The sequence below is a fragment of the Candidatus Marimicrobium litorale genome, from assembly GCF_026262645.1.
Lineage (GTDB): Bacteria > Pseudomonadota > Gammaproteobacteria > Pseudomonadales > Halieaceae > Marimicrobium > Marimicrobium litorale.
In genome coordinates, this window is sequence record NZ_SHNO01000002.1 from 214,519 (window position 1) to 227,433 (window position 12,915).

Annotated in this window: 10 protein-coding genes; 6 read left to right on the forward strand and 4 right to left on the reverse strand. The window is 52.8% G+C overall.

Annotated elements, in window-relative coordinates; translation table 11 throughout:
* Positions 1 to 17 precede the first annotated feature (17 nt).
* The 3 genes from EYC82_RS17370 to EYC82_RS17380 all read right to left on the reverse strand — a co-directional run bounded on the left by EYC82_RS17370 (position 18) and on the right by EYC82_RS17380 (position 6,910).
* Positions 18 to 914, reverse strand: a complete 897-nt coding sequence (locus tag EYC82_RS17370; protein ID WP_279250895.1) for an FAD:protein FMN transferase — start codon at positions 912 to 914, stop codon at positions 18 to 20.
* A 145-nt stretch (positions 915 to 1,059) separates the two neighbouring features.
* On the reverse strand, positions 1,060 to 2,235 hold the full coding sequence (locus tag EYC82_RS17375) for an ATP-binding protein (RefSeq protein ID WP_279250896.1): 1,176 nt from the start codon (positions 2,233 to 2,235) through the stop codon (positions 1,060 to 1,062).
* Positions 2,236 to 2,368: 133 nt separating this feature from the next.
* Entirely contained in the window at positions 2,369 to 6,910 is a 4,542-nt protein-coding gene (locus EYC82_RS17380; protein ID WP_279250897.1) for a two-component regulator propeller domain-containing protein, read from the reverse strand.
* 254 nt (positions 6,911 to 7,164) lie between these two features.
* Here EYC82_RS17380 and EYC82_RS17385 point away from each other — a divergent pair, with 254 nt between their 5' ends.
* Both EYC82_RS17385 and EYC82_RS17390 read left to right on the forward strand, forming a co-directional pair.
* Positions 7,165 to 8,091, forward strand: a complete 927-nt coding sequence (locus EYC82_RS17385; protein ID WP_279250898.1) for a glycosyltransferase family 2 protein — start codon at positions 7,165 to 7,167, stop codon at positions 8,089 to 8,091.
* A 40-nt stretch (positions 8,092 to 8,131) separates the two neighbouring features.
* Positions 8,132 to 9,025, forward strand: a complete 894-nt coding sequence (locus EYC82_RS17390) for a glycosyltransferase (protein ID WP_279250899.1) — start codon at positions 8,132 to 8,134, stop codon at positions 9,023 to 9,025.
* A 6-nt stretch (positions 9,026 to 9,031) separates the two neighbouring features.
* Here EYC82_RS17390 and EYC82_RS17395 read toward each other — a convergent pair whose 3' ends face one another.
* Positions 9,032 to 9,346, reverse strand: a complete 315-nt coding sequence (locus EYC82_RS17395; RefSeq protein ID WP_279250900.1) for an MGMT family protein — start codon at positions 9,344 to 9,346, stop codon at positions 9,032 to 9,034.
* A gap of 133 nt (positions 9,347 to 9,479) precedes the next feature.
* On the opposite strand from EYC82_RS17395, the gene EYC82_RS17400 reads away from it, so the two are divergent.
* From EYC82_RS17400 to EYC82_RS17415, 4 genes are all read left to right on the forward strand, one after another.
* Positions 9,480 to 9,905, forward strand: coding sequence for an FxsA family protein (locus tag EYC82_RS17400; RefSeq protein WP_279250901.1), 426 nt, complete (start codon positions 9,480 to 9,482; stop codon positions 9,903 to 9,905).
* Positions 9,906 to 10,119: 214 nt separating this feature from the next.
* Positions 10,120 to 10,410 carry a co-chaperone GroES gene (locus EYC82_RS17405; protein ID WP_279250902.1) on the forward strand — a complete coding sequence of 97 codons (291 nt, stop codon included), beginning with the start codon at positions 10,120 to 10,122 and terminating at the stop codon, positions 10,408 to 10,410.
* Between the two features lie 62 nt (positions 10,411 to 10,472).
* Complete coding sequence (groL, locus tag EYC82_RS17410) at positions 10,473 to 12,131, forward strand: chaperonin GroEL (protein ID WP_279250903.1); 1,659 nt, start codon at positions 10,473 to 10,475, stop codon at positions 12,129 to 12,131.
* A gap of 133 nt (positions 12,132 to 12,264) precedes the next feature.
* Entirely contained in the window at positions 12,265 to 12,897 is a 633-nt protein-coding gene (locus tag EYC82_RS17415; RefSeq protein ID WP_279250904.1) for a urate hydroxylase PuuD, read from the forward strand.
* Positions 12,898 to 12,915 lie beyond the last annotated feature (18 nt).

Below are 12,915 nucleotides of genomic sequence, written 5' to 3' on the forward strand. Positions count from 1 at the left end.
GGTGCCCGCGCACGGCCCTAGCGTTGGGCCAAGGGGCCGTGGCAGTTGAACTGTCGATCCACTGCCAGCCAGGGCATGCCCAGCTTTTCAAGCCATTTGAGGCCAGAGGCTTCTGTCTTGACCCGGGCGATACTGGCAGCGCTGCAGGCCGTCAGGCAGTTATCGGCGATGACCGCGACACTGAGGAGGCCGGGAATGGCTATGCCATCTACGGGGCTCAGCACCCGACCAAAATACTCGCCGTTTTGCAGGCTTGTCTGCTCAATGTTGCCGCGAAGTGCAAACCCCCTGTCATTGACCTTGAGTCGCAGAATACCGGCCCGATTACCTTGAGGTATGCGGACACCAGCCAGCCAGTTGGCGCCATCTGACTGCTTGCCAATACAGATAACATCTTCGCCGAGCTCCAGGTAGGCGCTCTTCACGCCCTGAGCGCGCAGTTTGCGTGCGATGGAATCCAGTGCATAGGGGCGTATGCACGCGTTCATGTCCAGCAACATACCGCGCTGGGACATGTGTGCTCCTGCAGCACTTATCTCTATCTTGTTCCAGCCCACGAGCTTGAGCATGCCTTGCAATTGCTCCGTGGATGCATGCAGTTTACCGTCGCTGTCATAGCAATCCCGGAGTATGCGCACAGTGGGGTCGAACAAATGGTTGCTCTCATCCCATAGTGCGTCGATGTAGCTGAATAAGCTGACGGCCTCCGGATCAAGGGGAACCGTAGAACCGGTGCCGGCGCCCTGATTGATCTGGCTGGTGATGCTCTTTGGATGGTAGGGGCTGAACTTGCTGTCCAGCCGCGCCAGCTCAGCCTGGCACTGCGAGAGTCGCTCTGCGCCGCGCTCATCGCTATTATCTATGACCAGATGACACATGCGCCCGAATATGCGCAGCTTTACTTCGCTTATCACTACAAAATATCCGCTCTGTAACTGGTGGTATTGCAGCAGAGCGTGTGAGCAGTCACCGCGGCTCTGCCTTGAGCACCGTTAATTCAGACCGTAATGTAACACCGAGATGGTGAGCTGACCAGATTCCAGACGTGGTCTTGTGCGCCTACGTATGGCGGGTGTTGCAGAATATGTGCGGGACAATGATGCTGATTTGGGTGCTGGGTTCATTGGCGAAATTGATTTCTCCATGCAATCGCGCGATGAGTCCTTTTACTATCGCAAGGCCAGAGTTTGCCTTGCAGGCTTTGTGTAAGTCCTGTGGAAAGCCTCTACCGCTGTCCTGCACCGACAGGTGCACAGAGTGGTCTTCTCTGCGTCGATTTTCTTCAACCTTCATCTGCAAATGAATATAGTTTGCCGGTGAGCTACTGGCGAAGGCATGCAGAAAAGCATTCTCTAGAAGTTCGAAAAGAACAAGACCCAGGGGTGTGGCAACCTCGGACGGCAGGTGCGCTTGTTCGATGTCGTTAATACTGACAACGGTCTCGGGTCGAACAGGCGTCGTCCGTAACATGTCACTGACGACAGCATCGACAAAACCGTGCAGATCGACTTGCGCGCCCTCGGGTTCGTAACGTGTGTATGACCCCAGGCTGGACAGGACGTTTATTCGTTTAAGGCTGCCTTCTGCCAACTGCTGGCCGGACACGTTTTGCGGTTCGTTGACCTGCGAAGATATGCAGTGCGACATTATCGATAAAGTGACCTCGCTATGCGCCTGAGCAGATGCGGCCAGTTCACCCTGTGTCACTATAAATTCATGGAGATCATCGTCTGCTTCGCTTTCGATCTCATAGACCCGGTCGGCCAAATCATCAGATTTTTGCTGCGACACATAGCTGCTGTAGATACGACCGCATGTCCAGGCTATGACCACCGCTATCAGGCTATACGCAGAGATCGCGGAGCCACCTGGCCAGTGAGCAGCCCGCTTGTGAACCGGGCTGGATATAGTGTCTGCGTCTGCGCTGCCGCTTGTATCTGATCGCTGCACAGCATTGTTATGATCGATTGTTGTGCGATGCCGGGTGAGTGGAGCCAGTGATGTATTCTCAGTCTTCCTACTCAGATGATCCAGAGAGTCTTCAGTGAATAATTGAGCATCGTCGAAAGTACTATTTTGATTGGCAATGAGCGGATCAACCGGCAGAAGAAAACCTGGGTTGAGACGATCTGCGGCACCTGCCCACGCGAGACGCTTATCTTGGTCGACGCTCTCCGCAGGGGAAAGCGCGAGTAGTAGCAGGCAGGGGACAAGGCAAAGTGTATGTGCTTTCAATGCCGCCTCCGAGACTACGTCTATAGTGAGTCTAGCAGGTTTGTCTTGATGTGCCGTTTACAAGAGAATGATGGTGCGCGGGTGGCTGTCGATTGAACGTTGAATAAATGAATCCATTTTTCCTATGTATTTTTCAGGAATCATGTGTGTCTGACAACGCCATATCCAGCTCTTTCAAAAATTCAAAGTAAGCTTTTGTAAGTGTGGGTATGGCCTTCTCAAGGTCATGCGTATGGACATGGCCACTGCTATATTCTTTTTCAATTTTGGCACTGATACCGGCTACATGCCTTGCGCCGATATTGACGCTCATTGATTTGATGGCGTGGGCGGTGGTTGATATGGCGCGAGCGTCGCGCGAAGAAACGAGGCTCTTGATGTCGTGGAGCTTCTCCTCCATTTGTTTGATATAGCCCTCTTTCAGTGAGGGCAAAATTGTTTTCCCCGTGTGTTTCTCAACTTCTCGAATGCTGTTGATCGCCGAGTAATCAATGGCACCCTTTTCAGGTTGCACAGGCTTCTTCGCTGAGACGCTAGTGTTAGCTTGAGATTGAGTCCGTTTTTCTGTATTTGCTTTAAGGTGAACTTCCAATAAGCGCTTGTCTATCGCGTGTTGTATATCGGATATAGAAAAAGGTTTTGTGAGGTAATCATTCATTCCGGCCTCAAAGCATCTGTCCCGGTCTCTTCTATCGGACCCGGCGGTTAAGGCGACGATGGGAATGGGTGTCATCTGCTGTTCTTTTTCCAGCTGGCGTATTCTTCGGGAGGCTTCATAGCCGTCCATGATGGGCATTTGGCAGTCCATAAAGATCAGTGCGTAGTTGCCGTCCAGGAACTTGGCGACGGCGGTTTGGCCATTATCTGCGATGTCTACTTCATGCCCCAGGAGGGTGAGCATTTCTACGATAATGTCCTGATTAGTGGACACATCCTCAGCGACAAGAACCGTCTGTCGCTTGACCTTTTGTGTTTCTGGAACATGCCGACCTCGCGGCTTCTGGGTTGCGTCGATCTGCAGCCTGCTCGACAATAAGTCCACCATAGCGCTTGAGGTCAAGGGCTTGGTAATTACCGCCCAATCTGAAAAAACGGCGGGTAGCTGCTCTATTGTGAGAGGGGCAAGAACAATTTTAAGCCTCGCTTCAACGCCCTCAAATTGTGTCAGGTTTTGATTATAAGATCGGGTTCCCTCGTAATCGACTATGGCAAGAGTGCGAATGTCATCCAGCGGCGACTGCAGTTCTTCGTCGAGTAGCGGTGAGCAGTTTATTCCAAGTCTCGACATATGACTGGCTACCATTTGATAGGTTGCCGTATTGGCGGTCAGGATTCTGCCCGTATAATCGTTGAACAGTGTGTTCGAAGTATTGTCTGTGTGCTTGATCTCCATCGGTATTGAAACGGTAATCTTCGTACCTTCACCGGGCGCAGACTGAATGGCAATATCGCCGCCCATTACTTCGATGTAGTGCCTTGATATGGTGAGCCCGAGGCCGGTGCCGCCATACTCTCGAGTCGTGCTTGTGTCAGCCTGGGTGAAGGGCTCGAAAACACGTTTTTGCGTCTCTTCATCCATGCCGATGCCATTGTCTTCGACGACGATGTGCACCAGCGCTTTGTCAGGGCTCGATTTGCTCACTTTCGGATTGACGCGAATATTAATATTGCCTGTTGCGGTGAATTTTATGGCGTTGCTGACTAGATTCATGACGACCTGGCGAATCTTGACCGGATCGCCAACCAGTAGTTCTGGTGTGAGCGGATGGCAAATATTGTTGAGCGATACGCCTTTCTTACTGGCGGGTTCGCCCTGCAGGTAACAGATGTCGTCCATCAGTTCGGTCAGGTTAAACTCGACTTGCTCCAGTTCAATCTTTGCAGCCTCCACTTTGGAGAAGTCGAGTATCTCGTTTATCAAGCCCAGCAGAGATTCGCCGCTCTTGTGTGCCGCATTGGCAAACTGATTCTGCTGGTCGCTAAGATCGGTGTGAAGTAGTAGCTCTGTCATGCCGATAATGCCATGCATCGGTGTTCTGATTTCGTGGCTCATCGTGGCGAGAAACTCTGACTTTGCTTGTGTGGCTTCCTCGGCGATTTTTCGCGCCTCCTGCAAGTCTCGTGTTCGTTCTTCTACTCGCAACTCCAGCTGTCGCTGCCTTTCTTGAGAAATCTTTGCCTGTCGCGCTTGACCATAGAAATAAAATGCAATCGCGGTGGCGGCTAATACGATGTAAACCGCATAAGCGATCGGGCTCAGCCAGGGCGGAGGCGCAACGCGCACAGGAATCGTCAGCCCATTCCAGTTCCAGGTTCCGTCAGGGGTGGCGGCTGCTAGCTTTAATGTATAAGCACCGGCGGGCAGCGTGGTAAAAGAGGCGACTCTGGCATCAGGCGATATAACCCAGTCAGGGTTAATCCCTTCAAGCTGGTAGGCGTAGTTGATCAGCTCCGGGTTAGAGTAGTCGGCAGCGAAGAACTCTACGGATAGCATCCGGTCTGTATAATCCAGCTCAATGGCGTCCAGATCAGCATACGGCGTGTCGTACTCTATGCGCTCATTCATAACCTTAATTTGGGAAATTGCGACTTGAGGTGGCTGTCTATCGGTCGTCAACAGGTCAGGGTTGATGGCATTGAAGCCTTTTATTCCACCAAAATAAATAACGCCGTCTCTAGATTTGAATGAGGCGCCAAGATTGAATTCGGTGGATTGGAGCCCATCACTGGTGCCGTACTGATAGGATGTTAACGTCACCGGATCTAACCCGGTGATTCCTTTACTGTGAGACAGCCAGAGTCGTCCGCTTTCATCTCCGTGTATGCCATAAATATTTGAGCTGGGTAAAGTGACTTTTTTGGAGTAATTGATGAAGTTTTCTCGCGACTGTGCGCGATCCTGTGCCGGCCACTGATTCAATCCGCCGCCTAACGTCCCTAGCCACAAGTTGCCTTTGGAATCTTCGTGGAAGCTCCAGACGATATTGCTTGAAATACTTTTGGGATTATTCCTGTCAGTGTAAAAGCGTTCGAAAGATCTGGACTCACGATGGTACTTGTTGAGTCCATTTTCAGTGCCTATCCACACATCGCCCGCAGAATCCTCGAAAATTGCCAGCACCAGGTTGCTGCTGATGCTGCTCGGGTCGTCGATCTCGTGTGTGAGGGTATCAAACGTGCCTGATTCGTCGTTGTAAATACTGAGCCCGCCACCGTATGTCCCAACCAGCAGATCGCCATTTGAAAGCCGCAGTATGGAGGTGATTCCATTTGCCCCAATGCTGGCGCTATCAATGGGGCTATGACGGTAAGTCTGTGTCTCGTTGGTTTGCAGATCGATCCTGTTTAGGCCGCCGTCATAGGTTCCAGCCCATAAAGTATCCCCGTCACTGTATAAACTCATCACAATCGCACTGGATAAGTAGGGCTGTGTCGACTCATTGATCCATCTGAACTCGGTACTGTCGGTAGGCAGTTTATTCAGACCGTCGTCTGTTCCCACCCACAGGGTGCCGTCGGGTGTTTCAGTAAACGCATTGACTGAATTATTGGATAGATTATTGCGCTCACGATCAAACAACTGAAACTGGGTTCTCATGCCGGAGGCGAGTCCCGATCGTGTCCCGACCCAATACTTGCCTTCACGGGTTTGATAGATGCTAATGATAGAATCATCCGGCAGGTCGGTGTTGTGTGTTCCAAATCGAACGAAATCCTCCGTGTCGGCAGCGAAAAGGTTCAGGCCTTCCGCGGTGGCTATCCATATATCTCCGCTGCTGTCTTCGAAAATATCAGAGGTTTGATTTGATGATAGCGACCGGGTGTCTTCGCCGGAGTGAACGAAATTTCGGATTTGTCGGCTAATTGGGTTGATACGCATAACCCCCGACTTCTCAGAAGCGACCCATATATGCCCCGTGGAATCCGTAATTATTCGATAAAGCCTGCCAGAGGTGAGACGGTTTTCATCAAGCGGGATTTGTCCATAGGGCGCGATCTGATTTGTGATCGGGTCAATGCGAAGTACGCCAGTCGCTTCGCTCGCTACCCATATCGCTCCGTCCTCTGATTGAGTGAAGCCACTGACCTCACCCATGAACGGTATGTCAGAGTTGCCAGAGACAAAGTGGTGAAACGACAGCGTTGTGGGATCGAATTTGCTGAAACCATTGGTGTATCCCAGCCAGAGAAATCCTTCACGATCGCTGTAGATCGCATGGATATCATTGGAGTAGGGCGTATTGTGGTCGTTCGGATCGGAATAAAAAGCTGTGAAGTCGTTAGATGTTGAGTCGTAAAAAGCGAGGCCACCACCAAGGGTGGATAGCCAGATCTTGCCCGCGCTACTCTCGGTAATCTGAGTGACGAGATTGGTGGGAAGAGAGTTCGGCGCACTGGGGGAGTAGCGATAATTTTCGAGCTCGTGGCCAGTGTATTTATTGATGCCCTCTTGCGAAACGAACCAGACCGCGCCCCTGGAGTCTTGAAATGACTGGCTGATGGACTGTTGAGTCAACTTTTCAGAGATTGGATCGCGATGAAGGTCGAGATTGACGACGGAAGGTTCGACACTGTGTCCAAGTGGTGACTGGGTGGCCAAAAGTACGCACGCAAAGACCCCGGCCCAGGATGGTCCGCGCCGCGAGTTTCCCCCTTTTTTCTTTATTGCCAACACGCCAGTATCACCTGTCAGGCGACTCCAAAATCTGTTTATAATTCAAACACTAAACTCTACCGTGAAGATTTGAAGAAAGTGAAGCAAAATGATGCGGTAAAGTGAGATAATTGACATAATTTCTAACGGTTAAGACCTGCAGAGCACGTGAGATTCGACGCTTGCGCGGTTAAATTGCTCAAACGTTAGCCCGGTAGGCCGGAAATCATGCAACATTGGGACGGATTGGGACGTCCCGGCATTTGGAAACCTCGATGAAGCTATCTGTGATCCTTGTCGCCTATGACATGGCACGAGAAATTCCCCGCACCCTCGAAAGCCTGTCGAGGTCGTATCAGGAGCGGGCTGAAAGCCTCGAGTATGAGGTATTGTTACTGGATAACGGCTCTCCGGTACCCCTGGACGAGGCGACTTGGTCCGGCCTCGATGTTCCGGTCAAGCTCATTCGAATCGACGACGCATCAACGTCACCGGCCAGTGCGATCAATCGGGGATTGCAACTTGCCCGCGGTGAGTTGGTCTGTCTCATGATTGATGGCGCGCACATGCTCACCCCAGGTGTATTTCGTATGGCGCTATCTGCCTACCAGGCATTCGATGATGCTGTGGTCGCAATCCGCTACTTTTATCTCGGTGTCGGCGAACAGACAGAATCTGTTCTGGACGGCTATAACCAGGAGGTTGAAGATGGTTTGCTTGGGCGCATCGACTGGCCGTCAGATGGTTACCGACTGTTCGAGATTGGTACACCGCTGCGCTCGGGGGCCAAACGAATGACCTGGTTCAACCGATTGGCGGAAGCAAACTGCCTTATTATGAAGCGGTCTTTTTTTCAGCTTCAGGGCGGGGCGGACGAACGGTTTGATTTCCCGGGTGGTGGTTTCTTAAATCTGGATATATTCAAGCGCGCGGTGGAGGCACCTGAAATAACGCCGGTGCAGATTATCGGCGAGGGTAGCTTTCATCAGTTGCATGGTGGAACCACAACCAATCCGGTCAGCCAGGAAGAGCGCCGGGAAAAACTCGATCAGTACCGGGAACAGTACCGGGAGATACGAGGTCACACGGATGTTATGTCCAAGGCCTCTTTTACTTACATGGGGCATATGCCCACCAATCCGTCAAATATTTCGGCGGTTGAAAAAAGAAGAGCTCGATTGGCGGGAAAGCCGATTGAATAGTGGCTCTTTCCTTTAACCCCGGTGCCTGGTGAGTAACTGTATGAAATTATCCGTCATCCTTGTGTCCTATGACATGGCGCGTGAAATTCCAAGAACCCTACAGGGGCTTGCGCGCGATTATCAGCAGGGCGCACAGGACCTCGAGTATGAGGTGATCCTCGTAGACAATGGTTCTCCCGAGCCGCTGGATCCGCAAAGCTGGGCTCACCTCGATGTGCCTGTTCGGCTGCTGGGTATCCGCGATGCACACCCGTCACCTGCACAGGCCATCAACATCGCGCTGAAAGAAGCGACCGGGGACATTATCTGCCTCATGATTGATGGGGCACATATCCTGACGCCGGGTGTCTTTCGCATGGCCTTTGCCTGCTTTAATGCCTACGAGAACCCGGTCGTGGCTACCCGCTATTTCTGGCTGGGACCTGGTGCGCAGAATGAAACAATAAACACCGGGTATGATAAAGCCGCAGAAGATGCACTGTTGCAGAGCGTTGACTGGCCGACGGATGGCTACCGCTTGTTCGAAATTGGTTCGCCTTTGCGCTCGGGTCCCGAAAATATTAATTGGCTAAACCGCATGTTTGAATCGAACTGTCTGTTTATGAAGCGATCGCTTTTTGTGGCGCAGGGTGGGGCAGACGAACGCTTTGATTTTCCGGGCGGGGGCTTTATCAACCTCGACATATTTAACCGCGCGGTAGATGCGCCGGACGTGTCTGCGGCGCAGTTAATCGGCGAAGGGTGCTTTCACCAGTTGCACGGCGGCACCACTACCAACGTCAGTACGGAGAAACGTGATGAGAGCCTGGCAAAATACCGAAAGCAGTATGAAGAAATTCGCGGCCACGGTGACGTGATAACCAAGAAAACCTTCCTGTACATGGGCCACCTGCCCAATGACGCGTCCAAAATTCATCGCAAGGCGCGTCAGTAACCAGCGCTACCAACCAAAATGCTCAAGATCGACCCGGCCTTTAGTGTTGAACAACACCCCTTCGGCCTCCAGTTGGTCACGTTGTATTTGATGTGATCCGGATGCCGTGGGTAATGCAATGGAGCCCTTGCTATTGAGAACCCGGTGCCAGGGTATCTTCGAATCTGCGGGCAGTGCTCGCAGGGCGCTTCCCACCCGACGGGCCGCCCCGGCTAACCCCGCCTTTTCGGCGACATGCCCATAGGTCGAGACCCGGCCCTTGGGAATCAATGCGACCACCTGCCATATACGGTGATTTATATCCGGCTCGTAATTCGTCATAATTCTGTCTCTTGCACCGCGAGAGGCTCAGCCGCTCAGCAGGTGCCTATTGTAACGGGGTCGATACTATTGCGCAGGGCTTGAAACACGCTCCGTTGACCCCACCTCTACAGGTGTGAGGAGATAACTCTCGATGCGAATTTTCTTGTTAATGTTGCCCTGGCTAGAGTTGTTTACGCTTATTCAGCTGGGTATCCATACGAGCGCGCTGACTGCCATGCTCTACGTGCTGGTTACGCTGATACTCGGCATAATGATTCTGCAGCGCCAGGGAAGAGGGATGTTTGAGCGGCTGCGTCAGGCGCAGGAGGGTCGCGTGATTGGCCCCGAGTTGTTCCTCGACGATATGGCCATGGGGTTTGCAGGCCTGCTGCTGTTGATTCCGGGCATGATCAGCGATTTCGTCGCCCTGATCGTCGTGATTGGCCCGCTCAGGCGCAGGGTCGTAGCGGCACTCTGGGGATCCTCGGAAGTTGCTGCCAGAACAGACCAGACGCCCCGCAACCCCGAGATTATCGAGGGCGACTTTCGCCGTCTGGATGACGATCAGAGCCAATAAGTACATAAAAATCAATTAGTTATTGCATTTTTTCGCCGATCTGGCGTGTGCACTGTAAACCACTTGACTCCAAGGCATTCCTGACTAGAATTAGCACTCTTTTGAAAAGAGTGCTAATCGCGCTCTTGAAAATCTACGTCATCGGCCCAATGTATCTGGTGGCTCCAGATGCGGGGCTTCAACACACACCTTTACTTTTTGGAGAGTTACACAAATGAAGATCCGTCCGTTGTACGACCGTGTGGTCGTTCGCCGCAAGGAAGAAGAAGCAACCTCTGCTGGCGGTATCGTGCTGCCAGGTTCCGCAAAAGAAAAACCCAACCAGGGTGAGATTGTCGCTATTGGCGACGGCAAGATTCTGGACAACGGTGATCTGCGTCCGCTGGCTGTGAAGGTTGGCGACACTGTCGTTTTCGGCCAGTACGCCGGCAGCAACACTATCGAGGCCGATGGTGAAGAGCTGATCATCATGGGTGAGAGCGAAATTTTCGCGGTGGTTGACTAAGCCCGTCGCGAATGCGTTTCTCGCAGTCAAAACATCAGATTAAACAGTAAGGAATTTTCAAAATGGCAAAAGAAGTAGTCTTCGGTGATAGCGCAAGGCAGCGTATGCTGGCTGGCGTAAATATTCTGGCAGACGCGGTCAGGGCAACGCTGGGGCCCAAGGGTCGCAACGTAATTCTCGACAAGTCCTTCGGGGCTCCCACCGTGACCAAGGACGGTGTGTCCGTGGCCAAGGATATCGAACTCAAGGACAAACTTGAGAACATGGGCGCGCAAATGTTGAAGGAAGTAGCTTCGCAGGCGTCCGACGTAGCGGGTGATGGCACCACGACTGCCACAGTGCTGGCGCAATCCATCGTCAATGAAGGGTTGAAGTCCGTTGCTGCAGGCATGAACCCTATGGACCTGAAACGCGGCATCGACAAGGCAATCAGCGCAGCGGTTGAAAAAATCTCCGCGGCGGCCACGCCCTGCGAAGACAGCAAGGCGATCGCGCAGGTCGGATCCATTTCAGCCAACAGCGACACGGCTGTAGGCGAGATCATTGCAGAAGCAATGGACAAAGTGGGTAAAGAAGGTGTGATCACGGTTGAAGAAGGTTCCGGTCTGGAAAATGAGCTGGATGTGGTAGAGGGCATGCAGTTTGATCGCGGTTATCTCTCCCCGTACTTCATCAACGATCAGGAGAACATGAGTGTCAGCGCAGAGGAGCCGTTCATCCTGCTGGTCGAAAAGAAAATATCCAACATTCGCGAGCTGTTGCCGCTGCTGGAGCAGGTCGCCAAGGCGGGCAAGCCACTGGTTATTGTTGCTGAGGACGTGGAGGGAGAAGCACTGGCCACTCTGGTAGTGAATAACCTGCGTGGCATTGTGAAGGTTACCGCCTGTAAGGCGCCTGGCTTCGGCGATCGTCGCAAAGCCATGCTGCAGGACATTGCCATCCTGACCGGCGGTACGGTTATTTCTGAGGAAGTGGGCCTGGACCTGGAGTCGGCGACTCTGGAGCACCTCGGTACTGCCAAGCGTGTTGCAATGGACAAGGATAACAGCACCATCATCGATGGTTCTGGTGACGCAGAGGCCATCAAGGCGCGCGTTAATGAAATCCGCGTCCAGATCGAAAATACGTCCTCTGATTACGATCGCGAAAAGCTGCAGGAACGCGTTGCCAAGCTGGCAGGTGGTGTTGCAGTAATCAAGGTTGGCGCTGCCACCGAGATCGAAATGAAAGAAAAGAAAGCCCGTGTTGAAGATGCTTTGCATGCAACCCGAGCGGCCGTTGAAGAAGGCGTGGTCGCGGGCGGAGGTGTTGCCCTGGTACGCGCTCTGACCGAGATCTCTGGCCTGACTGGCGACAACGAAGACCAGACCCACGGCATCAACGCGGCACTGCGCGCTATGGAAAGTCCCCTGCGCCAGATCGTTGAAAACGCGGGCGCTGAGGGCTCTGTTGTCCTCAATAACGTCAAAAATGATGGCAAGGGTAACTACGGCTACAATGCGGCTACCGGTGAGTACGGCGATATGATCAAGATGGGTATTCTGGATCCCGCCAAGGTTACGCGCACGGCTCTGCAGGCTGCAGGTTCAGTTGCGGCCCTGATGATCACCACCGAGGTGATGATCTCCGACGTCGTCGAAGACTCAGCCGGCGGTGGCGCTCCTGCAATGCCTGATATGGGCGGTATGGGCGGTATGGGCGGAATGGGCGGCATGATGTAAGCCTGTTTTTTGCTCAAATCCGAAACCCCGCCCCTTGGCGGGGTTTTTTTTGCCCGACGATAAACCTTCACATAGCCCGATTTTCCGAGAGCGTGTACAATCAGACAGTGCACAACACTTTAAGGAGTAAACAATGGAAAACGCGATAGACTTTATCTTCCGCTGGGGGCATGTCCTGTTCGGTCTGGTCTGGATAGGCATGCTCTATTATTTCAACTTCGTACAAACGGAATACTTCAAGGAAGCCGAGAAAGAGGCACTTGCTGACGTAAAGGCCAAGCTGGCACCGCGCGCTCTGTGGTGGTTCCGCTGGGGCGCTATGTTTACCTTTCTCACCGGTCTGTACCTGCTGTACGCCATCGGTGCGCACAACAACCTCAGTGGTCAGCCGATTATCTGGGTAGGCGCATTGGCCGGTATTATCATGTTCCTGAATGTCTGGCTCGTCATCTGGCCGAAGCAACAAATCGTGCTGAAATTGAATGGCAAAGAGGGCGATGGCCCTGCAGCGGCGGCCAAGGCGGGTCTCGCGTCACGCACTAACACGTTGCTGTCTGGCCCCATGCTCTTCGGTATGCTGGGCTCCAAGAACCTCTATATTGCCGATGTGAGTGCGACGGGTTTTTGGGCGTGTGCTGTGGTCATTCTGCTGGTTGAAGCGAATGGACTGTTTGGTAAAACAGGACCGATCACTTCCGTGAAGGGCGTTATTCACTGCAGTATTGCTTTGACTGCGTTGCTGTGGGCGCTGCTGGCATACCTTTAGAGCCGGTGCAGATACAGA

Bases quoted from the DNA above. Each gene is read 5' to 3' on its own strand.
- EYC82_RS17400 (WP_279250901.1), top strand. From the start codon at position 9,480: ATGCGAATTTTCTTGTTAATGTTGCCCTGGCTAGAGTTGTTTACGCTT.
- EYC82_RS17395 (WP_279250900.1), bottom strand. From the start codon at position 9,346: ATGACGAATTACGAGCCGGATATAAATCACCGTATATGGCAGGTGGTC.
- EYC82_RS17415 (WP_279250904.1), top strand. From the start codon at position 12,265: ATGGAAAACGCGATAGACTTTATCTTCCGCTGGGGGCATGTCCTGTTC.
- EYC82_RS17385 (WP_279250898.1), top strand. From the start codon at position 7,165: ATGAAGCTATCTGTGATCCTTGTCGCCTATGACATGGCACGAGAAATT.
- EYC82_RS17390 (WP_279250899.1), top strand. From the start codon at position 8,132: ATGAAATTATCCGTCATCCTTGTGTCCTATGACATGGCGCGTGAAATT.
- EYC82_RS17405 (WP_279250902.1), top strand. From the start codon at position 10,120: ATGAAGATCCGTCCGTTGTACGACCGTGTGGTCGTTCGCCGCAAGGAA.
- groL (WP_279250903.1), top strand. From the start codon at position 10,473: ATGGCAAAAGAAGTAGTCTTCGGTGATAGCGCAAGGCAGCGTATGCTG.